Below are 25,583 nucleotides of genomic sequence, written 5' to 3'. Positions count from 1 at the left end.
TTAGTCATAGACCTAGTGGTCTGAGCGGTGATGTAAAGGGGGTGGACGCCGGAAGCGTCAGAAAGCCTCCATCTCGGCTTTCACCTTTGCCAGGAAATCGGCCCTTGTCTTGTCGGTGCAGTTGTTCATGTCGTAATGCGCCATGAAGGAGACCGGCGCGCCGAGCTTGATCTGGGCGCGCAGCACGCGCTTGACGATCTTTTTCGGCGGATTGCCGGCGAGAAATGCCCGCATCGGCGTCGCGCCGTAGGTGAAGACGGCGGCAAGCTTTCTGATATGGCGCAGCGTCGGCGTCAGCTTGCCGTCCTCGAGCGCGAAGGAAACGCCGGGCAGCCAGACCCGGTCGAAATAGCCTTTCAGCATCGCCGGAAAGCCGAAATTCCACACCGGCGTGACGATGACGAGGGCTTCGGCCTGCCGCAGCCGCTCGACATAGCCGGCAACCGGCGCGGTGTTTTCCGGATAGTCGTGATAGCCGATGCGCTCCTCGCGGGTCAGGACCGGCTGGAAGCCCTCGGCGTATAGATCGCAATCATCGACTTCGTGTCCGGCCTTCGTCAGGCTTTCGACGACCTGGGCATGCAGCGCCGCGCCGAAGCTGGTTTCCACCGGATGGCTGAAGAGAACGAGAACGCGCATCCTATTCGGCTCCCGTCTCGGAAAGGCCCTTGAACAGGAAGTTCTTGCCGGCCTTGAAATCGAAATCCGGGTTTTCCCAGGCGATCATCTTGCCGGGGTTCAACAGGCCCTTGGGATCCGTTTCCTTCTTGAAGGCCAGCTGCAATTCGTCGGTCTGCTTCATGCCGCCCTCTTCCAGCGTATAGCGGTGCGGGTTGAAGATCGGGCAGCCGTGCTCCTCGTGAATGCGGATGATCTCTTCCAGCCGTTCGGCGGTCGTGTAGCGCACCAGCGGCAGGCCGGAACACTGGATCGCGCCGTCAAAGCGCAGGAACTCCAGATGGCCGATCACCTCATCGCCGAAGAGCTCGGACATTTCCTGAACCTTGGCCACATGGTCGGGGCCGGGATATTGCACCTGCAGATAGGTAAAGGCATCCGGCTCAGTCTTCAGCGCCCTGAGGGTCGTATGATTCCAGCCGAGCTCATAGGCGCGCGGCAGGCCGCGCAGGCTTTCCGCCTTGTCGGAGCGGAAGCGGATCTCGCCCTTGTAGAGGTTCACCAGCGCCTCGAAGGGCTCCATGGAGTGCGGCGCGACCATGACGACGGAAACGCTCTCGCCCTCCTTGAGGAAAGGCTTGTGGCGGTTGAAGTAGGAATAGGGCACGGGCGCTGCGATCGGAGCGATTTCCTTGACCAGGATGCCGGAGGATTTCGCCAGCCTGTCGGAAAAGCGCACCGCGTCCATGAAGGTCTCGTGGCCAACCATCACGTCCACCCAGTCATAGGCGGGCGCCAGCGGCATCTCGACCTCTGTGATGATGCCGTTGGTGCCGTAGGCGTGGCTGACCTTCAGCAGGTCGCGTGCCGTCAGTTCCATCACCCGCGGCTCTTCCTCCAGCGTCACGATCCGCAAACGCAGCACATTGCCGAGATCGCGAAGCCCGCCCCAGTGGACCGAGCCGACGCCGCCCGAACCGCCGGCGATGAAGCCGCCGAGCGTGGCCTGACCGGTGGTCGACGGGTGGAAGCGCAGTTCCTGCCCGGACTTTTCCTTCAGCTCCCTGTCGAGCTGGGCGCAGATGATGCCGGCTTCGACGACGACGCGGCCGGGATGGATCTCCTTGATCGCGTTCATCCTGGTCATGTCGAGCACGATGCCGCCGGAAAGCGGCATGCACTGGCCATAATTTCCGGTGCCGCCGCCGCGTGCGGTGACGGGAACATCGTTCTTGAAAGCGACCTTCAGGATCCGGATCAGTTCGTCCTCGTTCTTCGGCGAGACGACCAGATCGCCGGTCACACTCTCAAGCTGTTCCTTCAGAATGGGCGAATACCAGTAGAAATCCCGGCTCTTGCGCAGAACCATGTTGGGATTGTCCTCGATGGCGATGCCTTCGAGTTCGGCCTTGATCTGTTGATAGTCCGGCATGTTCACTTATCCATCAGCGGGTCAAGTTCGCGGTAATCCGGCAGGCTGCGGTCGATGCCCATGCCATTCCGCATCACGATGCGGTCAGCCTGCGGACGGGAGAGGAATTCGCTCCAGCGGCGCGCGCTGAAGAGGACGAGATCGGCGGGTCCGCCTTCGGCAATCACCCCGCGTTCGGCCCGACCGAGAATCTCGGCGGGCGTCTTCGTGATGATGCGGGCGGTTTCGTCCAGCGGATGGTCGAGCTGGAGAATGCGCACGGCCTCGCGGATGACCTCGACGGGATCGAGGTCGCCATAGGCGTAAAACGGATCGCGGGTATTGTCGGAGGAGACCGCCGTCTTCACCCCGGCGGCCGCCAATTCCTTGAACAGCGTTACGCCCCGCCAGCGCGGCGTGCGGCCTTCGTGACGGTCCTGCAGATACATGTTGCACATCGGCAGGGAGACGACGGAAAGCCCGGCCCTGGCCACGAGGTCAATCGTGCGTTTCGCCGTTTCCGCATCCTGGCGTGCCAGCGAACAGCAATGGCCGACGGTGACGGACCCCTCGAAGCCGTTGCGAAGCGTGGCTTCCGCGATGCGGCCAAGGGTCAGAACCTCGCGGTCCTCGGTTTCGTCCACATGCAGGTCGATATCGAGACCGTTGTCGGCCGCCGCGCGGAACATGCGGTCCAGCCGCGCGTCAAGGTCCGGCAGCATTTGCGTGACGCCGCCGATCAGGCCGTTGTGGCGTTTCAGGAGCTTCGTCAGATCGTCGAAGAAGGGCTCGAAGATCATGTCGATGGAAAAGAGGGCGACGGCCTGCAGTTCGAGCCGGTCCGCCCATTTTTCCCGCATGTGAGAAAACACCTCGAAGGAGATTTCGTGCTGCGGCGGCAAGCTGTCGAGATGGGTGCGCAAAAGGCCGGTGCCGTGGGCATAGGCCGATTTCAGCGAGAATTCCATGCGGGCGGCGACGTCATCGGCCGACCAGTTGGCCTGCCGATCGGCCATCACGTTTTCCAGCGCACCCATGAAGGTGCCGTCAGGGTTGCGGCGGCGCTCCCAGATGTGGCCCTTGTCGATATGGGTGTGCATATCGGTAAAGGTCGGCCAGGCCATGCCGTCGCGCAGGTCGGCGGCAGGAAGCGCGGCCGGCGCGGTGCCGGCGGGTAGAATGGCGTCGATCTTGCCCTCGGCAACCACGATATCGACCGAAATGAGGCCTTCCTTCGCCTCGAAGCTGCTCGCATCGGCAAGGCAGACGGCCGGAACGGTTGCCCTTAGAAGCGCGAATGTCGGCGCTTCCGGCAGTGTCATGAAATCCGGCATCAGTTTTCCCTCTTGAGGCTGCTTTCGTGCCAGCGGTGCAGGAACAGCCAGGCAATGAAGGAGGTGAGCGCGAAGATCGCCACGCCGAGGCAGGCGAGCATGAAGAGTGCTGCGAAGAGGCGCGGAATGTTGAGCCGGTACTGCGATTCCAGCAGGCGGAAGGCAAGGCCGGAGCCGGCGCCCGCAGAGCCCGCGGCGAATTCGGCAACCACGGCGGCAATCAGCGCCAGGCCGCCGCCGATCCTGAGCCCGGTCATGAAATAGGGGAGCGATGCGGGCAGTTTCAGGTGGATGAGCGTCTGCCAGCGCGAGGCGCCGTAAAGCTCGAACAGGTTCAGAAGGTTATGGTCGACGCTCTTCAGGCCCTGCGCCATGTTGGACAGGATCGGAAAGAAGGCGACGAGGAAGGCGCAGATTAGGAGCGCCACCTGCGTTGTCGGCGTGTAGATCAGGATCAGCGGCGCGATGGCGACGATCGGGGTCACCTGAAGGATGACGGTGATCGGATAAAGCGCGGTCTCGATCCAGCGCGACTGGACCATGATGACGGCAAGGCCAACGCCGCCGACAAGGGCAAGGCCGAGCGAGATGAAGGTGATCTTGGTCGTCACCCACAGCGCCGGCGCGAGCGTGCCCCAGTCCTCGAAAAAGGCTTCGACCACCAGCGCGGGGCCGGGGAGGATGTAATGCGGGGTCTGGTAGATGACCACGATCGCCTGCCAGACGAACACCAGAAAGGCGAGCACGGCAATCGGGATCGCGATTTTCATGATGGTCTCGCCATGGCGGGACCAGAAACCGGGTTTGGCGTAAGCCGCATCGTCGTGCTGCATGGCGCTCACCTTGTCGCTCATCAGTGTTCTCCTCCTGCGGCGTGGATCGCGCCCTGCAGCGCGTGGGACACTTTCGCGCAGGCCTGGTGATATTCGTCGGAGGAGCGATAGTCCTCGTCGCGGACCTGGCTGGTATCGAGCGGAAAATCGTCGAAGACCTGTCCGGGGCGGGCGCGCATGACCACGATGCGGTTGGAAAGATAGGCGGATTCGAAAACGGAATGGGTGACGAAGATGACGGTGATGCCCGTCTCGTGCCAGAGCCGCAGAACATCGTCGTTCAGCCGCTGGCGGGTGATCTCGTCAAGCGCCGCGAAGGGCTCGTCCATCAGGAGAAGCTTCGGCTTGGTCACCAGCGCCCGGGCAATCGAGACGCGCATCTTCATGCCGCCGGAGAGTTCGCGCGGATAGGCATCGGCGAAATCCTGAAGGCCGACGGTCTTGAGGACATCCATGATCTGATCGCGCGTGCCGGATTTCGACTGGCCGCGCAGTTTCAGCGGAAGATAGACATTGCCGAATACGGTCGCCCAGGGCATCAGCGTCGGCTCCTGAAAAACGAAGCTGATATCGCCTTCCGGGCGGCCCTTGGCGGAAATGCGCGAGCTTGGCCAGTCGATCGTGCCGCGGCTGACATCGCCGAGCGCGGCGATGATCCTGAGCGCGGTCGACTTGCCGCAGCCGGAAGGCCCGAGCAGGCTGACAAACTCGCCCTGGCGCACCGTCAGGGACATATCGTTGAGCGCAATGGTCCCGTTGGAGAAGATCTTGGTGACATGCTCCATCTTCACCAGCGGCTTTTGTAGCGATGCCGGGGTTTCGGCATGAGCGTTCGGCATGCGGCTATCCTGCATTCAATTCAAGGTGCCGTTTCGCGCCGGGTGACGCGAAACGGAGTGTCGGCGTGGTTTCGCCTTACTTCATCAGGTCCTTGCCAACGCCCTTGCAGACGAACTGGGTCGTGAAGGCCTTGGTGTAATCGACGTCAGACGTGAACAGGCCGATGTCGACCATGTCGTCGAAGAAGGTCTTGTAGTGGGCATCGGTGATGCAGCCGATGCCGCCTTCATCGGCATCGCCGGAAACAACGATGCCGTATTCCTTCATCTTCTCGATGGAATAGGCGATCTGCTCGTCCGTCATTTCCGGATTATCGGCCTTGATCAGCTCGTTGGCCGCTGCATTGTCGCCGTAGAGATAGTTGTACCAGCCTTCGATCGAGGCATCGACGAAGCGCTGAACCAGGTCCGGGTTTTCCTCGACCAGCTTCTTCTGGGCGGTGATCATCGTCGAATAGGGCGAATAGCCGCTGTCGGCGAGCAGGAAAACCTTAGGCGACCAGCCGGCTTCCTTCTCGACCGAATAGGGCTCGGAGGTGAGGTAGCCCTGCTGGGCCGACTGCGGATCGGCGATAAAGGGCGCCGGGTTGAAGGTGTAGGGCTTGTACTGGGCATCGTCGAAGCCGTCGAAATTGGCCTTCATCCACTGGAAGTAGGAGAGGAAGCCGTCTTTGCCCATGAAGATAGTCGGCAATTTCGCCAGATCGGCGAATTCCTCGATGCCCTGGTCGGGATGGGCCATCAGGATCTGCGGGTCCTTCTGGAACATGGCGGCGACATCGATCAGCGGAATGTCCTCGACCACGGCGTCCAGCTCGCCCTGCGGCGAACCCATGTAGAAATCGACCTTGCCGGCGATCAGGAGCGCGCGGTTGGCGGCTTGCGGGCCGCCCTGGACGATGGTGACGTCGAGGCCGTATTTTTCATAGGTGCCATCGGCAACGGCCTGATAGAAGCCGCCATGCTCGGCCTGTGCGAGCCAGTTGGTGCCGTAGGAAACCTCGTCCAGCGCAAAGGCAGGCGTTGCGGCCGCTGCCATGAGGGCAGCACCGGCGAGCGCGGCGGTCTTTGAGGTAGTCGACATAAGCTATTCCCCTTCGCTTTTCGTCGTTAAATTTTCCGATTTTTGCATTTGAGCGGCTTCACCGCTGTTTGAGAAGCATCAATTTTCGTCCGCATTGATGCTTTTTTTGCACAACCGGCACGATTGTTATAAATGTAATCGAACTGCGCAAAATTTGGTCAGCGCCGGTTCCGACCCATCGAGTCTACGCCCATGCTTCATTCGAGGAAACTGCAATACATCGATGAGATCGCCCGTTGCGGCTCGATCCGCAAGGCGGCGCAGCGACTGAATGTCGCCTCATCCGCCGTCAACCGGCAAATCCTTGCTCTGGAAGAGGAATTCGGCGCGCCGCTGTTCGAGCGCCTGCCGCGCGGCCTGCGCCTGACGGCGGCCGGCGAGATGTGCGTGGAGCATATCCGCGAGGTTCTGAAGAGCTACGAGAAGCTGGAAACCCGTATCCGCGCGCTGAAAATGCCGCAGGCGGGAAAAGTGACGCTGGTGGCAACCGTAGGCCTCGCCGCCGGGCCGCTGCCGGATATCATCGCCCGTTTTGTTGACGAAAATCCAAGAATCCGCATCCATCTCAGATCCGATGGCGGCACCACCACGATCGCCAATGTGCTGACCGGCGATGTCGATCTCGGCCTTGGCTTCAACATTCCGCCGACGCCGGGCATCCGCACTCTCGCCTCCTTCGATGTGCCGATCGGGGCAGTGATGCCGCCTGATCATCGCCTCGCAGAAGAAGAGCGCGTCAATGTGTCCGATATGGTGCAGGAGCCGCTGGTGCTCGCCCAGCCCGGCACCAGCCTGCGCCATGTCATCAACCTTGCGCTGTCACCGCTGTCGCTGCCGATCGAGCCCGTGGTCGAGACGAACTCGTCGGAAATGCTCAAAGCTCTGGTCAAGCGGGGTACGGGGCTGACTTTTCTCAATCCGCTCGACGTCTATGTCGAATGCCAGAAAGGCGAGCTGGCCTTCCGCCCGCTCGCCGATCCGCATGTGCGCCACCAGCCGATGAAGCTGTTTTCGCGGGCCCGCGCGCCGCTCGATGCGGCAAGCAGCCTGTTCGTCGACTACCTGCTGAAGGAACTCTCCGCCATCATCAACACGCTGCAGGAAAAGCACCACCTGCCGCCCGCGCAGGGCTGATCAGGCCGGCGTGTAAAGCTTGTCGAGCGGATAGGCGACCACATCCTCGATCAGTTCGATGAAGCCCGCAATCTGGTGTTGCGCGATTGCCGCGCCCTTTTCGGCCGTTGCGATCGCCGCGTTGCCGAGCGCGCCCTTGGGGTTGAGGTCATGGGCGATCCAGGCCAGCGCATTGGGCGGCGTCGGCTGCAGGCGGCGGGTGTTTTCCTTCTGCCATTTGGCCAGCGACACGAAGTTCTCGGCATTTTCCATCTTCACCAGTTCCGGGCGGAAGTGCAGCATCAGCGAGGTCTCGACCTCGCCGCCGTGAATGCCGTAGGTGCGCTCCTCCTCGCTGATCATGCCTTCCGGCGAACCGAAGCGGGCCCACTGCGTGGCGACAGCAACCATATTGAAGCGCACGCGCATCTCACGCGAGACGATGCTCATGATGTCGAGATTGCCGCCATGGCTGTTGACCATGATGATCTTGCGGAGACCTGCGGCGGCGACCTTCTCGCCGATCGTCGTCCAAGCGGGGATCAAGAGGTCCGCGCCGAAGGAGAGCGTGCCGGGCCCGTGGATATGCTCGTTGGCCTTGCCGATTTCCTGAACGGGCAGCACCAGCACGTTGAGGTTTTCGGGCAGGTTTTCCTTGAGCGTGTCGAGCATGCCCTGGGCGATTGCCACATCGGTTGCGACCGGCAGATGCGGGCCGTGCTGCTCGGTGGAGGCAAGCGGCAGGATGGCGACGGTGGTCGCCGGGTCCAGAGCGCTGAATTCCGGGCTTGTCAGTTCATTCCAGTAGAAGCGCTTGGCCATGTCGATCAACCTGTCTTGTTGTTCCCCGCCGCATCCCTTCGGGCGGCTTCAACACAGGTGTAGGAAAAACGTCATGCGGACAAAAGCATCGTTTTGTGTTCCGTCCGCTGCCTTTTTGCGCGCGCTCTCAGGCCTCCTTCGGTTTTCCCCATTCCGCAAGCGCAATGCCGCCGATGGCAAGCGCAAAGGCAACGGCATGGAAGCCTTCCGGACTTTCGCCGAGGATGGCGACGGCGAGGATCGTGCCGAAGACCGGAATGAGGTTGATGAACAGGCCCGCACGGTTGGGGCCGATCAGCTCCACGCCGCGGATGAACATGACCTGGGAGACGAGCGAAGGAAAAAGGCCGATGAAGACGATGACGCCGAAACCGGTCAGGTCATGCGGCAGCATGGCAAGGCCGAGCGCCGCCTCTGTCGCAACCATCGGCAGGGAGGCGAGGAAGGCGCCGAAGAAACAGGCCATGGCCATGGCTCGCCAGTCGAGCGCGGGCTTGTAGCGCAGGCTGACGGTATAGAGCGAATAGCAAAGCACCGCCATCAGCACGAGAAAATCACCGAAATTGATCTCAAGCGCGAGCAGGCGCGACAGCTCGCCGTGGGAAACCGTAACGGCGACGCCGGCAAGCGTGAGTGCGAAACCCGCAAGCTGGGCCGTCGAGGCGCGCACGCGGAAGAACAGGAAGTTCAGTACGAAGATCAACAGCGGAATGGCTGCCTGGTCGATGGCGCTGTTGATGGCGGAGGTGAAGCGGAGGCCGGAATAGAGAAAGGCGTTGAAGCCGGCAAAGCCGACCGCTCCATAGGCAAAGAGCAGAGGCCAGTTTTTCCGGATCACCGGCCAGTCGCGCCGGAACTGCGGCATGGAAAAGGCGGAGATCACCAGAAACGCGATGCCCCATCGCAGCGAATTCATCACCATCGGCGAGACATGGCCGACCGCGAGCTTGCCCACGGTCAGGTTTCCGCCCCAAAAAAGCGTGGTAATCGTCAAAAGCATATAGGCTCGCCATTGCATGGCCACAGTCCCTGTTATTGGCTCATCCCTGGTTCATGTTTCACGAAGATGGGATGGTGTTTTGAGGCGCTCCCGCCTTAAAGCGTCGTCGCCGTTGCTGTCACGTGAAAATTTTGCGGGCTTGCGGGCCGAAGGGATCGCAATATAGGTCGTGGGTGGTTATAGATGCTGCGGTTCAGCCGCAGGCAAGGCTTCGTTTCTAGGTAGGTAAAATGACAAATGTTGTAGTGGTCGGCTCGCAATGGGGCGATGAAGGCAAGGGCAAGATCGTCGACTGGCTTTCCGAGCGCGCGGATATCGTGGTGCGCTATCAGGGCGGCCACAATGCCGGCCACACCCTTGTGATTGACGGCGTCAGCTACAAGCTGTCGCTTCTGCCGTCAGGCGTGGTGCGCGAAGGCAAGCTCGCCGTCATCGGCAACGGCGTCGTCGTCGACCCGCATGCGCTGATCGCCGAGATCGGCCGTCTGGAAGCGCAGGGCGTTGCGATCTCACCCGAGAATCTGCGCATTGCCGACAATGCGACGCTCATTCTTTCGCTGCACCGCGAGCTTGACGGCATGCGCGAAGATGCTGCCTCCAATTCCGGCACCAAGATCGGCACCACGCGGCGCGGCATCGGCCCGGCCTATGAGGACAAGGTCGGTCGCCGCGCGATCCGCCTGATGGATCTGGCCAATCTCGAAACCCTGCCGGCCAAGGTCGACCGTCTTCTCACCCATCACAACGCGCTGAGGCGCGGCTTCGGCGTGGCCGAAATCGAGCATGCGGCAATCATGGACGAACTGACCTCGATCGCCGACAAGGTGCTGCCCTTCCGCGAGACCGTCTGGCTGCTCCTGGACAAGAAGCGCCGCGCCGGCGCGCGCATCCTGTTCGAGGGCGCGCAGGGAACGCTGCTCGACATTGACCACGGCACCTATCCTTTCGTCACCTCGTCCAACACGGTCGCCGGCCAGGCGGCTGCCGGGTCCGGCATGGGGCCGGGCGCGCTCGAATATGTGCTCGGCATCACCAAGGCCTACACCACGCGCGTTGGCGAGGGGCCTTTCCCGACTGAACTGAAGGACGATGTCGGACAGTTCCTCGGCGAACGCGGCCACGAATTCGGCACGGTCACCGGGCGTCAGCGCCGCTGCGGCTGGTTTGACGCGGTGCTGGTGCGCCAGGCTGTTGCCACCAACGGCATCACCGGTATCGCGCTGACCAAGCTCGATGTTCTTGACGGACTCGACGAGTTGAAGATCTGCGTCGCCTACGAACTCGACGGCGAGCGGATCGAAGCCTTGCCGGCCAGCCAGGGCGCGCAGGCGCGCGTCAAGCCGGTCTACATCACGCTCGAAGGCTGGAAGGAATCAACCGTCGGCGCGCGCAAATGGGCCGACCTTCCAGCGCAGGCCGTCAAATATGTACGCCAGGTTGAAGAGCTGATTGGCGCACCAATCGCGCTTCTATCCACAAGTCCTGAGCGCGAAGACACCATTCTTGTGACCGATCCGTTTGAGGATTAAGCAAAAATCATAGTATTGTTGCGGCAATAGCCCGCACAATAGGGGTAATAAATGGCGGATTTCACAGCAGTCATTCGACGTGCCGTCGAGGGCCTTCCGGAACAGTCTCCGGAGTTGCGCGCGCGCGTTTACGAGAAGGCGCGCTCCGCCGTCATCCGGCAGATGGAGAACATGTCTCCGCCCCCGCCGGAGGCCTTGGTCAAGCGGCAGATCGACAAGATCGACGCGGCCATCGCCGAGGTCGAGAGCGAATTCGCCGAAGCCCTGCCGCCGGCTGATGATGCGCCCGGCGAAGAACCTGTTTCCGAGGACCGCTATGAGGACCTGCCGGAAGATGTTCCTGCGGAAGAGCCTGGTCATGAACCCGAGGATGAGCCGGTCGGCGCGCCTGATGATGCGCCGCCGGCATGGCAGACCGCCGAAGACGAGGCTCGCGAAGGGCAAGAGCCTGTAGAATTCGTCGATGAGCCGGCGACCTCCAACGCCTCCTATCCCGAAGAGCAGTCCTATGACGCGGACGACGATCGCCGGACCGCGCAGGAAGACCTTTATGAGCACGTGCCCGCCCAGACGGACGCGCCTGAAGAGCATGTTGTCGACGTTGCCGCTGAAACACAGGACGCAGGGCAGGCCGATGAGCCGCAGCCGTCCGGCCGCCGAGGCATGCTGCATGGCGCGACCTTTGAACTTGTTCATACGCCGGATCGGGTCGACTATGAGGACAGGGAAGAGGACGAAGAGGCCTACAGCTATGATGTGACCGACGAGCCGGTCGAGACCGACGCCGGGACGGTCATCGTCGAGCCCGACGAAGACCCCGAAGCGTGGGAGGACGACGCGCGGCCCGAGCCGGTCGATGACTGGGACTTCGAGGCGACGACGGCGAAGGCCGCGACGTTCGATCCCGCTCCCCCGCCGCCGCGTCGCTCCGTGCCGGAAAAGGACTGGGCGCATGTCGACAGCCTTCTCGGACTGGAGCCGGAGGAGCCGGGCGACGGTTTCGATGACTTTGACGAGATGGCAGGCGGCCCCGCCGAACACCGTGGTGACGATGAGGCCGAAACGGGCGGACGGCGCAAGGTCGTTCTGATCGCCGGCGCGGTCATCGTCGCGCTGATCCTGGTCGTCGGCGGTTATTTCTCCTGGGTCAATCGCGAGCGCATCATCGCCGCGATTTCGCCGGCCGACCAGCAGCAGACGGCCGAGACGACGCCTGCCGAAACGCCGGAAACGCCTGCGCCGGAACCGCAAGAAACCGAAACGGCGGAGAACGCCAAGCCCTATACCCAGCGACTTCTGCCTGACGGGACGGAGGTCGACGAGGGCCTGCCTGCGGCAAGCGCCGCGTCCGGTCCCGCCCGTTCGGTCGCCAACCAGACGTCGTCCTCGACGCCCGCCGAGACGGCATCGGCCACACAGACGGCCGAGCCGGCGCCGCCGGTGGGGGCTGCCCAGAAAATGTATCTCTACGAGGAGCAACTCGGCCAGTCGGTGCCGTCTGCCTATCAGGGCACCGTCGAATGGGAGCTCAAGCAGGAGAATACCGGCACGGCCGTCTCCGAACCGGTGGTCGAGGGCGTGATGAACGTGCCTGATGCCGGCCTTACCGGCGTGCTGACCTTCCGTCGCAATGACGATCCGTCGCTGCCGGCAAGCCATCTCATCGATATCGCCTTCACGCTCGACGAGAGTTTCGAGGGCGGCGGCATCGACAATGTCCAGCGGATCTCGATGAAGGGCACGGAAGCGGCGCGCGGCGATCCGCTGATTGCGGTCTCGGCCAAGATCACCGATGACCTCTACATGCTGGCGCTCAATGATTTCGATCAGGCGCGCGCGCAGAACCTCGCTCTTTTGGGCGACCGCAACTGGATCGATATTCCGGTCACCTATCGCAACGGCCGCCGGGCGCTGCTGACGCTTGAAAAGGGCACGACCGGCATGGCGATCTTCGACCGTGCCATCCAGGAATGGCAGGCGCTCGGCGACATCAACAGCGGCAATTGAGGCGATTTTCGCTCAAACGCAAGTCGCATGAAGATGCGGAATGGAGCCTGACAGATGGATATAGCGCTTGCGCAGGCACTCTCGCGGCGGCGGTCGGTCCGCGCGTTTGCAGAGCATCCTATACCACTGGAGTCCCTCAAAAAACTCCTGCGGGCCGGCCAGGGCAAAACCGGCGAAGGCGATAAAAGGACTGCTCCGTCCGCGCACGCGCTTTACCCGCTTCGCCTCCATGTGGTGGCAAGCAGGGTCGACGATCTTGAGGGCGGTTTGTACGCCGCTGAACCGGCTGGGCTCGAACTGAAGAAGATCAGTCATGCCGATTTGCGGCCGGCTTTGTGCAAGGCGGCAATTGGCAATCCTGAATGGATTGCCAACGCGTCGTGCATTATCGCCATATGTGCCGACATGCTGACCCCGGCGCGAACGTTTATCGAGCAGTCGCCCTATGGCGCGCGCGGCGAGCGGTATGTCTATTTGGAGGCTGGCGCCGCGGCGCAAAACATCCAGCTACAGGCTGTGGCAGAGGGATTGGGAAGCGTTTTGGTCGGTGGTTTCGATGATGAGGCCACGGCCAGTGTTCTCGGGCTCTCGTCACCAATCGCGCCTATCGCGCTGATGTGCCTCGGGGTTGCGGCCCCGGAAAGCTGATCAATCCTTGCCAGCTCGATGCCCCCAACTTCGTGATACAAGAACGCCTCCGTGCAGTTATGGGCGGAGGCGTTTCGATGTTCAGGCTACGTGTTCACGGCTGGCGCGGCGCTCGGGACCGGGGCAATGCCCTTATTCCGAGGCGTCGTTGCCATCGCGAACCGCACGCACCGCGCGGGCGTCGGCTGCCACCTGTTTCTGCACGGCGTCCTGCACCTTTTCGAAGGCGCGAACCTCGATCTGGCGCACGCGCTCTCGCGAGATGTTGAACTCGCCGGAAAGGGATTCCAGCGTTTCCGGGTCTTCGGAAAGTCTGCGGGCGACGAAGATGCGCTTTTCGCGGTCGTTCAGCACGTTCATCGCCGAAGCCAGCATGTCGCGACGGTTTTCCAGCTCATCCTGGTTCATCAGGATGTCTTCCTGGCTGTCGTTCTCGTCGACAAGCCAGTCCTGCCACTGTCCGCTCTCGCCTTCCGTCGCGCGGATCGGCGCATTGAGCGATGCGTCGCCGGAAAGCCGGCGGTTCATCGAGACGACCTCTTCCTCGCTGACATTCAGCTTGGTCGCGATCTCGCTCACCTGATCGGGATTGAGATCACCGTCCTCGATCGCCTGGATCTTGCCCTTGAGCCGGCGCAGGTTGAAGAACAGCCGTTTCTGGTTGGCGGTCGTGCCCATTTTGACGAGCGACCACGAACGCAGGATATATTCCTGGATCGAGGCCTTGATCCACCACATGGCGTAGGTTGCGAGCCGGAACCCGCGTTCGGGATCGAATTTCTTCACTGCCTGCATCAGGCCGACATTGCCTTCCGAGACAACTTCGCCGATCGGCAGGCCGTAGCCGCGATAGCCCATGGCAATCTTGGCGACGAGGCGAAGATGGCTCGTCACCAGCTTGTGGGCGGCATTGCGGTCGTCATGCTCCTGATAGCGCTTGGCGAGCATGTATTCTTCCTGCGGCTCCAGCATCGGGAACTTGCGGATTTCCTCAAGATACCGGTTGAGACCGTTTTCTCCGGCGCGAATGCTGGGTAATGTATTGGCCACTGCTCTACCCCCTTAGGTAACAGACCCTTCCCTGAAGAGACATGCCGTACGGGCGAGGTTTTCACCCCGCAAACCGGACAATGATGTCATGAAGGGAAACCGGGATTTAATTATGGCAATCTCGTGTTTCAAGGTATTCGAACGGTAAACACTCCATTCACTGGAATGTTCCGGTTATCGGTCGAATGCCGCGCTGAGTTCGCTCATGTCGGCGGGGAGGGCCGCTTCGAACCGCATCTCGGCGCCCGTTGCCGGGTGCTCGATGACGAGAAGCGCTGCGTGCAAGGCCTGGCGGGGAAAGCCGCGCACCAGCGATTGCGCCGGTTCCTCGAGAAGATTGGCCTTGGTCTTGAAGCCGGAACCGTAGAGATTGTCGCCGATCAACGGGTGGCCGATATGGGCCATGTGGACGCGGATCTGGTGCGTGCGTCCGGTCTCCAGACGGCATTCCACAAGGCTTGCCAGCGCCGTTCCGTCGGGGCGTTCGCCGAAGCGCTGCTCGACATTATAATGGGTGATGGCGAAATCGGCATCGGCGCTGTCCCTCGACTTGACGGCGCGGCGAATGCGGTCGGAGGCGCGGCCGAGCGGCGCGTCGATCGTGCCGTGCAGATTGCGCGGCCGGCCCCAGATCAGCGCCTTGTAGGCGCGCTGCAACGGCCCTGTGCGGCCGTGATCGGCAAATTGCTGAGCGAGCGCCTGATGGGCGGCATCGTTCTTCGCCACGATCATCACGCCGGTCGTATCCTTGTCGAGCCGGTGGACGATGCCCGGCCGCTTGACCCCGCCAATGCCGGACAGCGTGTCGCCGCAGTGATAGATCAGCGCATTGACCAGCGTTCCGGTCCAGTTGCCGGCGCCCGGATGCACGACGAGACCGGCCTGCTTGTTGATGACGATGATGTCATCATCCTCGAAGAGGATGTCGAGCGGAATGTCCTCGCCTTCCGGCTCGGCCTCTTCGGCTTCCGGCACGATGACGGTGATTTTTGTCCCGGGCGTCACCTTACGGCTTGGCTCGGTCGCCGGTTCTCCGTCGATGGTGACGGCCCCCTTGCCGATCAGCGCCTTGATGCGCGTGCGCGACACGCCATCGCCCATCTGCCGAGCGACAAAGGCATCGAGGCGTTCTTTCGTGCCATCGGGAACGAGAAGGACTTTTCTATTGGCCTCGGTTTGTTTAAAGGGGTCGTCTGTCATCTGGATGTTTTTTTGAGAGCACAGGTGCGAGAGTGGCGCTTTTATGCCAAACCATCCTGCGGAGCAATGGACAATGTCGCAACACCGTAACGAAGACCAGGAAGAAGAACAGCCGCTTGATCCGGCCGTCGAACTGGTGCGCCGGCGCATGCTGCGGCTGCAGATCATTTCCGCCCTGATCATGATCGTCTCGCTGATGGCCGTTTTCGGCGCCGTGCTCTACAAGGTCTTCGGAGAGGCTCCGGACGAGCAGACCGCAGCGGCATCGTCGGGCGCGATCGTGCCGGCGGATGCGCCGCGCGCGCTGACCGCAACGCTGCCGCGCGGTTTTACGATCGCCGACATCAGCTATGGCAACGGCCAGGCGCTGATCTACGGCCAGAAGGAAAACGGCGAGCAGACCTTCTATCTTTTCGATCTCAATTCCGGCCGCATGGCCGCCGATGTCGAGATCCGCTTCGACTGATGGCGGCAAGCCCGATCACGATTCTGGAGCCGGAAGATGCGCGCATCGCGCCCTTCCGCGCCATAAGGGAGAAGGATCTGGTCGGCCGTCGCGGGTTGTTCATCGCCGAGGGCACGGTGGTGCTGCGGGTGCTGGCCGAAGCGCATGCCAAGGGGCGTTTCCTCGCTGATCGCATTCTGGTGCTCGAAAATCGGCTCGCTGGCATTGCCGATATGCTGTCGGCCTTCCCTGACGATATTCCGGTCTATGTCTGCAGTGCCGGGGTGATGAATGCGATCGCCGGTTTCGACATGCATCGCGGCGTGCTGGCGCTTGGCCGCGTAAGTGAACCTCCGACGGCCGCGGAGGTCATCGCGAAACTTGGCGAAACGGCGCTCGTCGCCGTCGCCATCGGCCTGTCCAATCATGACAATGTCGGCGCGCTCTTCCGCAACGCCACGGCCTTTGCCGCAGATGCCGTGCTGCTTGATGCGACCTCTTGTGATCCGCTCTACAGAAAGGCGCTCAGGGTCTCGGTCGGTTCGGTTCTGAAGTTGCCCTGGAGCCGGGGCGGAAGCGCCGAAGACCTTTTGACTGCGCTGGATGCGGCCGGTTTCCAGGTGGTCACCCTTTCGCCATCCGGCGACACGGCGCTTAACGCGCTGCCGCCGGCACGGCGCACGGCGCTGGTGCTGGGCACGGAAGGGGAGGGGCTGCCGGCGGCGATCCTCGAGGCGTTCCGGCCGGTGCGCATCCCGCAATCGCCGGGGCTCGACAGCCTCAATGTCGCGACGGCTGCCGGTATCGCGCTCTATCAGCTCGCGCTGTCGACCGGCCGCATCGGCTGATCGGCGTCAGTCGTTCTTTGCAATCAGTTGCAGCGCTCGGGCGGCAAGGCTCAGCCGGTCGCTGCCGCTGCGCTCCCCGTCGCGCGAAAGGGCTTCCAGGATCGCCTTCTGCGCGCCGGTATCGTGGGCATAGGCAATCATCATCGCCGCGAGTTCGGCAAAGGCTTCTCTCAGCGCCGCATCCTCTTGCGGCGCGCCGGCGGACGCTTCCACCCGCGCGCAAAGCGCGGCGTAGCGCGCCTCGATTTCGCGCTTTCGTGTTTCAGGCTCGACCGCCAAGCAGCATCTCCGCTCAGAAGGGGTTCCAGGTGGGTCTCGGGGTCAGTTTCAAATAGCCGACATTGACGCCGAGACGGGCGCCGACGCCGGAGCGCACGGGCACGATGACGATGTTGCGGTTGGTATAGACCTGCATGGAAAAACCGGCAATCACATAGGCCGAGCCCGAGACGCCGCCATAGCGGCGATAAAGATCGGGGACTGACGGCAGGTTATAGACCAGCATCATCACCCGCGAGCCGTCGCCGCCATAATCGATGCCGAGCGAGGGTCCCTGCCAGAAGACCTTGTGCATGCCGGCATTCTTCGTGTTGAGCTGGCCCTCGCCATAGGTCAGACCGGCGATGAAGGCGCCGGAGCCTTCCGAACCTAAAATATAGCCATTCGGCAGGCCGTATTTCGAGAAGGCGTTCTGCAGGGCGGAGGCAAGGCCGGAACTGGCTGAGCCGAAGAAATTATTGCCGGCATCAAGCACCTCGTCGGCGGTGAAACCGCCATTCTGCTGCGGCTGGACGACGGCCGGCGGTTGCTGCGGCTGTGTCTGGGCCTGCGTTTCAAGCGTGCCAAACGCCGTCAGCAGAAGCAGGGCAAAAAGGAGGGCCGAGACGGGCCTCAGAACTGTTCGAGCGAGCATGGCGGTTCCATTCCTGTTGCTTTCTGGCATGACCGGGGCGCTCTGCCATTGCCTTTTTCTGTGAATGTGGCAAGCGTGGAGCCCGCCGCCATTGTGAGCATGACCTCTTAACAATGGATTTACCAAATGTGGCGATTTTCCCTGAATGCCTCTTTGAAGGGTCAATGGCCTGGCGCCCGGTCCAATCGGAAGGAAGTCTGAACCGATGAAAAATCCCAATCTGACGCTGAGCGGCGCCGACCTCGCCGCGCTTCTGGCAAGCCGCATCTGCCATGATGTGGTCAACCCCATCGGGGCAGCCGGAAACGGGCTGGAACTGCTGGATGAGGGCGGCATGGACGAGGAGGCGCTGCACCTCATCCGCCAGAGCACGTTGAGCGCCACCGTGCACCTGAAATTCGCCCGGATCGCCTTCGGCGCATCGGGCACGCTGCAATCCCCGCTGGATACCGGCGAGGCCGAAACGGCGGCACGCGACCTGATCGGGCTCGGAAAGCGGGTGACGCTGAACTGGACCGGCCCGCGCCTCAATGCGCCCAAGGACCGGGTCAAACTGCTCCTCAACCTGTTTCTCGTCGCCCAGTCGACCATTCCGCGCGGCGGCACGATCGATGTCGGGCTTGACTCGGCCGGCGACATCTTCGCCTTCATCATCCGCGCTCGAGGCCCTTATGTGCAGGTGCCGACCGACTTCGCCCGCATCTATGGCGGGGTGATGGAAGACCCGATCACCTCGCACAATGTCCAGCCCTATTACACAGCCCTTCTCGCCGAGGAATCCGGCATGTCCGTCGAGTTTGTCGTCAATGAGGGCGAAGTGGTGTTCGAGGCGAAGCCGGCGGTCTGAGCGCTTCGAACGCACGAAAATTTCGCGCTGCAGCGTGGGGCCATCCCATTTTCGTCACGCTTTGTCCTCATCCTCTTTCGGGCAAGGGAAACGCCGAAACAAAATCGTCGGTTCGGCGTTTCGAAGGAAATCGAGATCACCCATTTCCCGTCAGTTTCTGAGGGAGCCTGCCGTGTCTTTCGTCAAAGCCGCGCTGAACATCTCAGCGGGCGCGCTGTTTGTTGTCCTGCCGGGCCTTGCCCTGGCGGACCAGACCTATCAGATCGCCGTCGCCGATCCGGCCCGAAAGGCGCGGCGCGTGCCAGTCGAGATGCGACCCTTTCCGGAGGAGATCCTTCGCGCCTGCAAAATCGGCTATGGACGGCCGATGGCGGTGGTCGCGCCGGTCTCCGGACGTCTGGCGCTTGACGTTGCCGACGGGCGTTCCGTGAAGGCGGGCGATGTGATCGCGCGTTACGATACGGACGCGCTGAAGCGGCGGGCCGAGGAGATCCGCCTCGATCTGGATTATGTGCGGGCGCGGCTCGATTACCGGACGGGCGCCTATCAGGAAAACACCCGCGCCATCCAGAGCCTAGACGAAGCGGAGAAGGTGGCGACGCGCGACTATCTTGCCGCCCAGTTTGCCGAAATGAAGCGGCTTTATGGCCAGGGCCGGCTGGCGCTTGGCCGCTATCAGGAAGCCCAGCGCAAGCTGCACGAGGCCGATGCCGCGCTTGAACGGGAGCGGCGGGAGACCGCCCTTGCGCGCCAGGAATCAGGCCTCGAGGTTATCCGCCTGACCCATGATGTCAGGAAACGCGAGAACGCCCTCGCCGAGGCGGAGGCAAAACTCGAAAACGCGGTTGTCAGAGCGCCGGCCGCAGGCCGGTTGGTCGATGTCGAAACCACGACGGCTGCCGACGGCAAGCTGACTGTGGATGAAGGCGACCGGCTTGCCCTTCTGGTCGACCCGGGGCAACTCGGCGCGCGGCTTCAGTTCAACGATGCCGAGATGCGTCTGGTGCGCAACGCCGACGTTACCGTCGCCCCGCAGGTCGACGGCAAGCCCCGTGCCGCCGAAATCTCCGCCTTTCGTGCGCTGGAAACCCCGGCGGAGCGCGCAAGAGGCGCGCTTTCGACCGAGGTGGAGGTGGCCTTTCGCGATCCGGCCGGGCCCGCGCTTTTGAACCAGACGGCAACCTGCCGCTTTACCAAACCGAGCGTGCGTGAGGAGCCCGCAGTGCCGGTCTCCGCCGTGGTGATCAAGGATGACCAGACCTTCGTGCGCAAGGACGAGGGTGAGGAGCCGGAACTGATCAGGGTCGAGCTTGGCGATATCTCCGACGACTATATCCGCGTGCTTTCGGGGCTCAATCCGGGTGATTTCGTCCTTGACTAGAACTGCCGACGTTTTTTCGAGACGGGAGCTTGCGAGAAGTCGCAGCCGTCGCCGAACCGCTCTTGCCGGCGCCGCCCTGTTGGGGGCCGCTGCCCTTTCCGGCTGCGCCTCGAGCCAGCTGAAGGAAACCGTGCAGCGGATCGATGTGATGGAGGCGGAACTCAACGCCCCGCCGCCAGATCCGCCCGATGACGGCAAGGCGCTTGGCCCGTCTGAACTTCTGACGAGCGCGAATGCCAGGGGCAAGGACTTCATGCGCGCGCGCATCGCCCGTGCCCGCGCCGTGCTCGATCTCGACAAGGTGAAATCGGCCCGCTATCCGCGCGTCAGCGCCGAGGCGCGGCAGATCTCGACCTTCAACAGCGATTTCGAGGCGACTGACAGCGTTTCCAACATCGTGCTCGGGGTGAACTGGGATATCTCGCGTGCCCTTCTGAGGCTCGACCGCAAGACCGTGAAGGTCGCCGGCCGCCTCATTCCGGTGCAATACCAGGTGGCCCAGCGCAATGCCACACGCGAACTGCTCGACACCTATAACGACTACACCGCGCTCGACTTCCAGCGCGAGACCGTCGCGCTCAAGCGTAAGGCACTGCAATGCCGGGTGGATGATCTGGAGGTTGAAGTCGCGCTCGGGAACTCGAGCGCCATGGAGCTCGAAACGCTGAAGGACGAGATTGACACCGCCCGCCGCGAGGCGATGGCGGTCTCCCGGTCGCTGGCCTCGAAGCGGGACGAGTTGCTCGGCCTTTCAGGACTTGCTGAGGGGGGCTACGCGGTCGCCCCCGGCCGTTCCCTGACGGCGGCGCTCGCCGGTTACCCGAAGGCGACCAGCGAAAATGCCGAGGCCTGTTTTGCCCGCTCCGGCAAGAAGCGGCTGGAGGACCTGCTGGTCGAGGCCGCCGCCGCCCAGCTCGAGATCGCACGCCAGTCGCGTTTCACCCGGCTGACGACCTCCATCCCAAGCTTCATGACCCAGACCGGGGGCTTCAATCTTCAGTTCCTGATCTCCTACGTGCTGCCGATCATCGACGAGGGCGACGCGCTGCGCATGACCCAGGAGGCGCGGCTGACGCTGCTCGACACGATCCTGACGGCGCGTGACAACCGACGCGCCTTCATGAGCGATTTCGACTCGCTGAAGCTGGGGATCGCGGGGGCCGAGAGCGAACTGGCTGCGGCGAGCTCCGTCCTGGCCCGCGCCGAAACATTGCTGGAAAGCGCCGATCCGGCGGAGCGCTGCACGGCGGCAAATGACGTGCAAAAGGCCCGCGCCGACGTTCGCGCGGCCCGCTACAAGATCGAGCGGCTGAAGGCCGATCTCAGGCTACTTTGCGCGCCGCCGGCCGAGAAAACGGACGATGTGGCGGGCGCCGCGACGCAATAGGCCGGACGGGAAGGGCGCATAAAAAAAGCGGCGCCGGGCGCCGCATTTTTCGGGAGGAGACGCGGCAGGCTCAGGCCCGCTTCTGCATTTCCTGCTGGTCGGGATCGCGCAGCACATAGCCGCGTCCCCAGACGGTTTCGATGAAATTGGTGCCGCCGGCGGCATTTGCGAGCTTCTTCCGGAGCTTGCAGATGAACACGTCGATGATCTTCAGCTCCGGTTCGTCCATGCCGCCGTAAAGGTGGTTGAGGAACATTTCCTTGGTCAGCGTCGTGCCTTTCCGGAGCGAAAGAAGCTCGAGCATCTGGTATTCCTTGCCCGTCAGATGGACGCGCTGGCCGTCGACCTCGACGGTCTTGGCATCGACGTTCACGGACAGATCGCCGGTGGTGATGATCGACTGGGCGTGGCCCTTGGAACGGCGGACGATGGCGTGAATGCGCGCGACCAGCTCTTCCTTGTGGAACGGCTTGGTCAGGTAGTCATCCGCGCCGGAGCCGAAGCCGCGCACCTTGTCGTCGGTGCCGGACATGCCGGAGAGGATGAGGATCGGCGTGGCGATCTTCGAAACCCGAAGCGCCTTCAGCACTTCATAGCCCGACATATCGGGAAGGTTGAGATCGAGAAGGATGATGTCGTAGTCGTAGATTTTGCCGAGGTCGACGCCTTCTTCCCCGAGATCCGTCGTATAGACGTTGAAATTCTCGCTCTTCAGCATCAGCTCGATGCTCTGAGCCGTGGCGCTGTCGTCTTCGATTAAAAGAACCCGCATGTCTTTCCCCTTGAACCGCCGCAATTGAAAGGTCTGGTGTCGCCCCGACGCGATACGGACTCAGTGATGACCTGATTTAGAAGCTGCCATTGAATGGTTAACAAATTCTGATTCATTTTGGCAATACGAACATAATTCATTAATGAACATTTCAATATCATTGAAATCATTATGTTTTTTCGGTCATCAGGTCCGACAAAAAAGATTAACCAAACTGCCTAAGTGATTCATTCGACTCGCAAGTTTTGGTTTTTTGCCGCTTTCGGTTTACCGACCCTTAAGTGATGCGTCCTATGATCATTGATGACTGTAAATGAAAGGTTACCGGGATTTCGAATTCGTTAATCAATTCCCAGGGACTGGAGAACGAATCAGAAATCATGAAGGGGGGCGCCTTTCGGCAATGCGTTCGTCAGCCGGGGAGTTTTGCGTATGAAGGCACGAAACAGTCTGTTGCGTCTGAAGGCGTTTCAGGTAAAGGAAAAAAAGCGGCAGTTACAGCAACTGCAGCTTATGATGGATGAGTTCGCGCGCATGTCGGACGAACTCATGCAGCAGATCGCGGCGGAAGAAAAGCGTTCCGGGATTTCCGATCCCGCCCATTTCGCCTATTCCACATTCGCCAAGTCCGCCCGCCAGCGGGCAGACAATCTGGCCGTTTCCGTGGCAGACCTGCGCCAGCAGCAGGCGGTCGCAGAAGCCGAGCTTGCCCAGATGGAAGTCGATTACGAGCGCGCTGCGGCGCTGGAAATGCGCGAAGGGCCGAACCGCAAACGCGCTTGAGCCTCCGCTGTCGCCATGAACGCATCAAGGCCGCATCCAGAAGGGTGCGGCCTTTCATTTTGAGGTCTGTGGGAGACGAAAAAAGCGCCGCCGTCCTTGCGGACGAGGGCGCCGTTTTCTCGTTGGTTGAACCGCGCCCAGGGGGAGGGTCCTCCGCGTCGCCTCAGTTGCGGTATTGCTGGATGCGGGTGGTCCGGAGGCCGGCAAGGCCGTGATCATCAATTGACGACTGCCAGGAGAGGAATTCCTCGACCGTCAGGCAATAGCGCTCACAGGCCTCCTCCAGGCTTAAGAGTCCGCCGCGCACGGCAGCGACCACTTCGGCCTTGCGCCGGATCACCCAGCGTCTTGTGTTGGAGGGCGGCAGGTCTGCCACGGTCAACGGACTGCCGTCCGGGCCTATGACGTATTTTGCGCGAACGCGGGCTAATTCGGTCATCGTACTCTCTACACAAACTCACAACCTATGGCGTCAAGCTAGCGCGGTACTTTTAAAATTTGCCTAAGGGCGGGGTAACCCTCTGGTAACCAGAATGCCTGTCTCCCAGCCGCTTCACGGGCTTAGGGAACGACAGTACGGGCAGCAATGCACCTGTGCCGGCTCCTGCGTTCAGGAATATTCGAAACTTCAAAGTTAGTTATTTCTTACATTGATGAAATTGGCTACCGTGCATGGCCGGGAGGTGCTGTTCCTGTCGTCAGCAGGGCCGCCCCGCACCGGATAGCGCCGGCCGCTTTCAGGTGCCGACCTTTCATTTGACGCTGCATCGCGGTAGACCTGCCGCAGAGGATCGAGGCAGGACGCACAAGAGGAGTTTGAAGGCATGGTTTCCGGACAGTCATTTTCGCAATGGGACCGCCAGCCGCTTGTGCGGCGCATGGCGGACTGCAATCCCATGGCCGGCAACCCGCTCAAGACCAAGGAGGACCTGCAGGCTGCCGTCACCGTTTTCCATGCGCCGCTCGTGCCCTGGTATTCCCCCGGCAATGCGCGGCTCCGGCTTTCGGCGGGCTCCGCCCATTATGACGACGACGCGGCCGAGATGGAGGCCTTTGTCCGTCCGCTCTGGGGCATCGTACCGCTGGTTGCCGGCGGGTTCAATTTCGAGGATTGCCGGCGCTTCGTCGAGGGCTTCTCTCACGGCATGGACGTCAACCATGAGGAATTCTGGGGCGAACCCGGTGATTTCGACCAGCGGCTGGTCGAGACCGCGGGCATTGCCCTTGCGCTTCTCCTCGCGCCGGAATGTTTCTGGCGGCCGATGTCCGAGCCCGCCAAGGACAAGGCCGAACGCTGGCTCCTGATGATCAACGAGCGCGAGGTGCCCGACAATAACTGGCTGTTCTTCCGCGTGCTGGTCAATCTCGGCCTGAGAAATGTCGGACGCCAATGGTCGGAGGAGGCCGTGCGCGCCGCACTCGAGCGCATCGAGACCTATTATCTCGGCGACGGCTATTATCGCGATGGCAAATGGGGCCACCGCGACTACTACCTGCCGATGGCGCTGCACTTCTACGGGCTGGTCGTCGCCAAATACGCCGGGGACGTCTTCCCCGAGCATGCCGCGCGCTACCGGGAGCGCGCCCGCATTTATGCCCAGGATTTTCAGCACTGGTTTGCCGATGACGGCGCGGCGGTGCCGCATGGCCGGTCGCTGACCTATCGCTTTGCCGAGGGCGCGTTCTGGGCGGCCTGCGCCTTTGCCGATGAGGAAGTATTGCCCTGGGGGCGGATCAAGGGTCTTCTTCTCAGACATCTGCGCTGGTGGTCGAAAATGCCGATCGCCGACAGGGATGGCGTGCTGACGATCGGCTATGCCTATCCGAACCTGTTGATGTCAGAATCCTACAATGCGCCGGGCTCGCCCTACTGGGCGCTGAAATCCTTTCTCGTCCTGGCGCTTGAAGACGACCATCCCTTCTGGACGGCGGAGGAAGAGCCGCCGGAGGCGCTGCCCGGCGGCCGGGTCTTCTCGCCGGCGGCAAGCTTTATCCTCAGGCGTGCGCCCGGTGATGCGGTAATGCTGACCGGCGGGCAGGACGGGCGCGAGCACCGCGCCCATGACGCCAAATATGCCCGTTTCGCCTATTCTTCCGCCTTTGGTTTCTCGGTGAAGGCCGATGTCACCCTGCCGGATCACCCCGATCGCAGCGCCGTCGATTGCGGTCTTGCCGTCTCGCGCGACGGGCTGAGCTATCTTTCGCGCGCGGTGATCACCGAAGAGGGCGTCGACCGCGGCATGGTCTGGGGCGCATGGCAACCGGACGACAGATTGCGGATCGATAGCTGGCTGGATTTCGCCGGCGAGGGGTGGCATGTCCGCGTGCATCGCATCAGAACGGAGGACCGGCTGTTCGTCAGCGAAAGCGGCTTTGCCGTTGATCGCACCGGCGAGCGTGAGCCGGCCTTTGCCGGAGGTCTCTCCGCTGCTGCCGGCCGCGCGCGCATCGCGACGCCGACCCATACCACCGCGATCGTCGATCTTTCCGGAACGCGCGCCGGCGAGATCATCCGGGCGGCGCCCAACACGAATATCCGTTTTCCGCGCACGCTCTTCCCCCGCCTTTTCGGCGAGCTTCCGGCCGGCGAGCATTTTCTCGCAACGGCGGTCTTTGGTGTGACAAAGTCGATGGAGGCGTTGCCGCCGGTCGACCTTCCGGAAGCGGTCAAGGCGTTCTGCGCCGAGAATGGCGTGACGATCTGAGAAACGTGGGCAGC

At 62.2% G+C, this 25,583-nt stretch carries 25 protein-coding genes; 11 read left to right on the top strand and 14 right to left on the bottom strand.

What is annotated here, in order from left to right; all coding sequences use genetic code 11:
* Positions 1 to 57: 57 nt before the first annotated feature.
* The 6 genes from FF124_RS06135 to FF124_RS06110 all read right to left on the bottom strand — a co-directional run bounded on the left by FF124_RS06135 (position 58) and on the right by FF124_RS06110 (position 6,119).
* Positions 58 to 639 carry an NAD(P)H-dependent oxidoreductase gene (locus FF124_RS06135; RefSeq protein WP_138747609.1) on the bottom strand — a complete coding sequence of 194 codons (582 nt, stop codon included), beginning with the start codon at positions 637 to 639 and terminating at the stop codon, positions 58 to 60.
* A gap of 1 nt (position 640) precedes the next feature.
* Complete coding sequence (locus FF124_RS06130) at positions 641 to 2,050, bottom strand: FAD-binding oxidoreductase (RefSeq protein WP_138747608.1); 1,410 nt, start codon at positions 2,048 to 2,050, stop codon at positions 641 to 643.
* 2 nt (positions 2,051 to 2,052) lie between these two features.
* Positions 2,053 to 3,363, bottom strand: a complete 1,311-nt coding sequence (locus FF124_RS06125) for a cytosine deaminase (RefSeq protein WP_425462509.1) — start codon at positions 3,361 to 3,363, stop codon at positions 2,053 to 2,055.
* Positions 3,363 to 4,217, bottom strand: a complete 855-nt coding sequence (locus tag FF124_RS06120; RefSeq protein ID WP_138747606.1) for an ABC transporter permease — start codon at positions 4,215 to 4,217, stop codon at positions 3,363 to 3,365. Before FF124_RS06120 ends, FF124_RS06125 begins: the two co-directional genes overlap by 1 nt.
* Positions 4,217 to 5,035 (bottom strand): ABC transporter ATP-binding protein, encoded by an 819-nt coding sequence (locus tag FF124_RS06115; protein ID WP_138747605.1) that lies wholly within the window; start codon positions 5,033 to 5,035, stop codon positions 4,217 to 4,219. Before FF124_RS06115 ends, FF124_RS06120 begins: the two co-directional genes overlap by 1 nt.
* Positions 5,036 to 5,111: 76 nt before the next feature.
* The gene (locus FF124_RS06110) at positions 5,112 to 6,119 is read right to left on the bottom strand and encodes an ABC transporter substrate-binding protein (protein ID WP_138747604.1); all 1,008 of its coding nucleotides are present in this window, start codon (positions 6,117 to 6,119) and stop codon (positions 5,112 to 5,114) included.
* A gap of 192 nt (positions 6,120 to 6,311) precedes the next feature.
* On the opposite strand from FF124_RS06110, the gene FF124_RS06105 reads away from it, so the two are divergent.
* Positions 6,312 to 7,253 carry a LysR family transcriptional regulator gene (locus tag FF124_RS06105; protein ID WP_138747603.1) on the top strand — a complete coding sequence of 314 codons (942 nt, stop codon included), beginning with the start codon at positions 6,312 to 6,314 and terminating at the stop codon, positions 7,251 to 7,253.
* Here FF124_RS06105 and FF124_RS06100 read toward each other — a convergent pair whose 3' ends face one another.
* Together FF124_RS06100 and FF124_RS06095 are read right to left on the bottom strand one after the other, a co-directional pair.
* Positions 7,254 to 8,054 (bottom strand): creatininase family protein, encoded by an 801-nt coding sequence (locus FF124_RS06100; RefSeq protein ID WP_138747602.1) that lies wholly within the window; start codon positions 8,052 to 8,054, stop codon positions 7,254 to 7,256.
* Positions 8,055 to 8,181: 127 nt separating this feature from the next.
* The gene (locus tag FF124_RS06095; protein WP_138747601.1) at positions 8,182 to 9,072 is read right to left on the bottom strand and encodes a DMT family transporter; all 891 of its coding nucleotides are present in this window, start codon (positions 9,070 to 9,072) and stop codon (positions 8,182 to 8,184) included.
* Between the two features lie 212 nt (positions 9,073 to 9,284).
* Between FF124_RS06095 and FF124_RS06090 the strand changes: the two genes are divergently transcribed.
* The 3 genes from FF124_RS06090 to FF124_RS06080 are packed head-to-tail and all read left to right on the top strand — an operon-like array spanning position 9,285 to position 13,238.
* Entirely contained in the window at positions 9,285 to 10,583 is a 1,299-nt protein-coding gene (locus tag FF124_RS06090) for an adenylosuccinate synthase (RefSeq protein ID WP_138747600.1), read from the top strand.
* Between the two features lie 51 nt (positions 10,584 to 10,634).
* A complete protein-coding gene (locus FF124_RS06085; RefSeq protein ID WP_138747599.1) occupies positions 10,635 to 12,590 on the top strand; it encodes a hypothetical protein in 1,956 nt (651 codons plus the stop codon).
* A gap of 54 nt (positions 12,591 to 12,644) precedes the next feature.
* Complete coding sequence (locus FF124_RS06080; RefSeq protein WP_138747598.1) at positions 12,645 to 13,238, top strand: nitroreductase family protein; 594 nt, start codon at positions 12,645 to 12,647, stop codon at positions 13,236 to 13,238.
* Positions 13,239 to 13,370: 132 nt separating this feature from the next.
* Here FF124_RS06080 and rpoH read toward each other — a convergent pair whose 3' ends face one another.
* Both rpoH and FF124_RS06070 read right to left on the bottom strand, forming a co-directional pair.
* The gene (gene rpoH / locus FF124_RS06075) at positions 13,371 to 14,288 is read right to left on the bottom strand and encodes an RNA polymerase sigma factor RpoH (RefSeq protein ID WP_138747597.1); all 918 of its coding nucleotides are present in this window, start codon (positions 14,286 to 14,288) and stop codon (positions 13,371 to 13,373) included.
* A gap of 174 nt (positions 14,289 to 14,462) precedes the next feature.
* Positions 14,463 to 15,488: an RluA family pseudouridine synthase gene (locus FF124_RS06070; RefSeq protein ID WP_138747596.1), complete on the bottom strand. Its 1,026-nt coding sequence runs from the start codon at positions 15,486 to 15,488 to the stop codon at positions 14,463 to 14,465.
* A 73-nt stretch (positions 15,489 to 15,561) separates the two neighbouring features.
* On the opposite strand from FF124_RS06070, the gene FF124_RS06065 reads away from it, so the two are divergent.
* Positions 15,562 to 15,954, top strand: a complete 393-nt coding sequence (locus tag FF124_RS06065; RefSeq protein WP_138747595.1) for a hypothetical protein — start codon at positions 15,562 to 15,564, stop codon at positions 15,952 to 15,954.
* Positions 15,954 to 16,781, top strand: coding sequence for a TrmH family RNA methyltransferase (locus FF124_RS06060; RefSeq protein ID WP_138747594.1), 828 nt, complete (start codon positions 15,954 to 15,956; stop codon positions 16,779 to 16,781). The genes FF124_RS06065 and FF124_RS06060 overlap by 1 nt, the downstream gene beginning before the upstream one ends.
* 6 nt (positions 16,782 to 16,787) lie before the next feature.
* Here the strand turns inward: FF124_RS06060 and FF124_RS06055 are convergent, their stop codons facing one another.
* Positions 16,788 to 17,060: a hypothetical protein gene (locus FF124_RS06055; RefSeq protein ID WP_138747593.1), complete on the bottom strand. Its 273-nt coding sequence runs from the start codon at positions 17,058 to 17,060 to the stop codon at positions 16,788 to 16,790.
* Positions 17,061 to 17,073: 13 nt separating this feature from the next.
* The gene (locus FF124_RS06050) at positions 17,074 to 17,694 is read right to left on the bottom strand and encodes a DUF1134 domain-containing protein (protein WP_138747592.1); all 621 of its coding nucleotides are present in this window, start codon (positions 17,692 to 17,694) and stop codon (positions 17,074 to 17,076) included.
* A 205-nt stretch (positions 17,695 to 17,899) separates the two neighbouring features.
* Between FF124_RS06050 and chpT the strand changes: the two genes are divergently transcribed.
* The 3 genes from chpT to FF124_RS06035 all read left to right on the top strand — a co-directional run bounded on the left by chpT (position 17,900) and on the right by FF124_RS06035 (position 21,309).
* Positions 17,900 to 18,541, top strand: coding sequence for a histidine phosphotransferase ChpT (gene chpT / locus FF124_RS06045; protein ID WP_138747591.1), 642 nt, complete (start codon positions 17,900 to 17,902; stop codon positions 18,539 to 18,541).
* Between the two features lie 172 nt (positions 18,542 to 18,713).
* Positions 18,714 to 19,922 (top strand): efflux RND transporter periplasmic adaptor subunit, encoded by a 1,209-nt coding sequence (locus tag FF124_RS06040; RefSeq protein ID WP_187326831.1) that lies wholly within the window; start codon positions 18,714 to 18,716, stop codon positions 19,920 to 19,922.
* A gap of 79 nt (positions 19,923 to 20,001) precedes the next feature.
* Positions 20,002 to 21,309 (top strand): TolC family protein, encoded by a 1,308-nt coding sequence (locus FF124_RS06035; protein WP_138747589.1) that lies wholly within the window; start codon positions 20,002 to 20,004, stop codon positions 21,307 to 21,309.
* Positions 21,310 to 21,379: 70 nt separating this feature from the next.
* Here the strand turns inward: FF124_RS06035 and ctrA are convergent, their stop codons facing one another.
* Positions 21,380 to 22,081, bottom strand: a complete 702-nt coding sequence (gene ctrA, locus FF124_RS06030) for a response regulator transcription factor CtrA (protein WP_138747588.1) — start codon at positions 22,079 to 22,081, stop codon at positions 21,380 to 21,382.
* A gap of 432 nt (positions 22,082 to 22,513) precedes the next feature.
* On the opposite strand from ctrA, the gene FF124_RS06025 reads away from it, so the two are divergent.
* Positions 22,514 to 22,864 (top strand): flagellar export protein FliJ, encoded by a 351-nt coding sequence (locus FF124_RS06025; RefSeq protein WP_138747587.1) that lies wholly within the window; start codon positions 22,514 to 22,516, stop codon positions 22,862 to 22,864.
* 163 nt (positions 22,865 to 23,027) lie between these two features.
* Here the strand turns inward: FF124_RS06025 and sciP are convergent, their stop codons facing one another.
* On the bottom strand, positions 23,028 to 23,303 hold the full coding sequence (sciP, locus tag FF124_RS06020; RefSeq protein WP_138747586.1) for a CtrA inhibitor SciP: 276 nt from the start codon (positions 23,301 to 23,303) through the stop codon (positions 23,028 to 23,030).
* 385 nt (positions 23,304 to 23,688) lie between these two features.
* Here sciP and FF124_RS06015 point away from each other — a divergent pair, with 385 nt between their 5' ends.
* A complete protein-coding gene (locus FF124_RS06015; protein WP_138747585.1) occupies positions 23,689 to 25,569 on the top strand; it encodes a DUF2264 domain-containing protein in 1,881 nt (626 codons plus the stop codon).
* Positions 25,570 to 25,583: the final 14 nt, after the last annotated feature.

This window comes from Martelella lutilitoris (genome assembly GCF_005924265.1).
GTDB lineage: Bacteria > Pseudomonadota > Alphaproteobacteria > Rhizobiales > Rhizobiaceae > Martelella > Martelella lutilitoris.
Note: the sequence above shows the minus strand (reverse complement) of the source record. Positions and strands in the feature narration are given on the sequence as shown.

Excerpts from the sequence above, each read along its gene's own strand:
- FF124_RS06135 (WP_138747609.1), bottom strand. The coding sequence starts at position 639 with ATGCGCGTTCTCGTTCTCTTCAGCCATCCGGTGGAAACCAGCTTCGGC.
- FF124_RS06130 (WP_138747608.1), bottom strand. The coding sequence starts at position 2,050 with ATGCCGGACTATCAACAGATCAAGGCCGAACTCGAAGGCATCGCCATC.
- FF124_RS06125 (WP_425462509.1), bottom strand. The coding sequence starts at position 3,363 with ATGCCGGATTTCATGACACTGCCGGAAGCGCCGACATTCGCGCTTCTA.
- FF124_RS06120 (WP_138747606.1), bottom strand. The coding sequence starts at position 4,217 with ATGAGCGACAAGGTGAGCGCCATGCAGCACGACGATGCGGCTTACGCC.
- FF124_RS06115 (WP_138747605.1), bottom strand. The coding sequence starts at position 5,035 with ATGCCGAACGCTCATGCCGAAACCCCGGCATCGCTACAAAAGCCGCTG.
- FF124_RS06110 (WP_138747604.1), bottom strand. The coding sequence starts at position 6,119 with ATGTCGACTACCTCAAAGACCGCCGCGCTCGCCGGTGCTGCCCTCATG.
- FF124_RS06105 (WP_138747603.1), top strand. The coding sequence starts at position 6,312 with ATGCTTCATTCGAGGAAACTGCAATACATCGATGAGATCGCCCGTTGC.
- FF124_RS06100 (WP_138747602.1), bottom strand. The coding sequence starts at position 8,054 with ATGGCCAAGCGCTTCTACTGGAATGAACTGACAAGCCCGGAATTCAGC.
- FF124_RS06095 (WP_138747601.1), bottom strand. The coding sequence starts at position 9,072 with ATGCAATGGCGAGCCTATATGCTTTTGACGATTACCACGCTTTTTTGG.
- FF124_RS06090 (WP_138747600.1), top strand. The coding sequence starts at position 9,285 with ATGACAAATGTTGTAGTGGTCGGCTCGCAATGGGGCGATGAAGGCAAG.
- FF124_RS06085 (WP_138747599.1), top strand. The coding sequence starts at position 10,635 with ATGGCGGATTTCACAGCAGTCATTCGACGTGCCGTCGAGGGCCTTCCG.
- FF124_RS06080 (WP_138747598.1), top strand. The coding sequence starts at position 12,645 with ATGGATATAGCGCTTGCGCAGGCACTCTCGCGGCGGCGGTCGGTCCGC.
- FF124_RS06070 (WP_138747596.1), bottom strand. The coding sequence starts at position 15,488 with ATGACAGACGACCCCTTTAAACAAACCGAGGCCAATAGAAAAGTCCTT.
- FF124_RS06065 (WP_138747595.1), top strand. The coding sequence starts at position 15,562 with ATGTCGCAACACCGTAACGAAGACCAGGAAGAAGAACAGCCGCTTGAT.
- FF124_RS06060 (WP_138747594.1), top strand. The coding sequence starts at position 15,954 with ATGGCGGCAAGCCCGATCACGATTCTGGAGCCGGAAGATGCGCGCATC.
- FF124_RS06050 (WP_138747592.1), bottom strand. The coding sequence starts at position 17,694 with ATGCTCGCTCGAACAGTTCTGAGGCCCGTCTCGGCCCTCCTTTTTGCC.
- chpT (WP_138747591.1), top strand. The coding sequence starts at position 17,900 with ATGAAAAATCCCAATCTGACGCTGAGCGGCGCCGACCTCGCCGCGCTT.
- ctrA (WP_138747588.1), bottom strand. The coding sequence starts at position 22,081 with ATGCGGGTTCTTTTAATCGAAGACGACAGCGCCACGGCTCAGAGCATC.
- FF124_RS06025 (WP_138747587.1), top strand. The coding sequence starts at position 22,514 with ATGAAGGCACGAAACAGTCTGTTGCGTCTGAAGGCGTTTCAGGTAAAG.
- sciP (WP_138747586.1), bottom strand. The coding sequence starts at position 23,303 with ATGACCGAATTAGCCCGCGTTCGCGCAAAATACGTCATAGGCCCGGAC.
- FF124_RS06015 (WP_138747585.1), top strand. The coding sequence starts at position 23,689 with ATGGTTTCCGGACAGTCATTTTCGCAATGGGACCGCCAGCCGCTTGTG.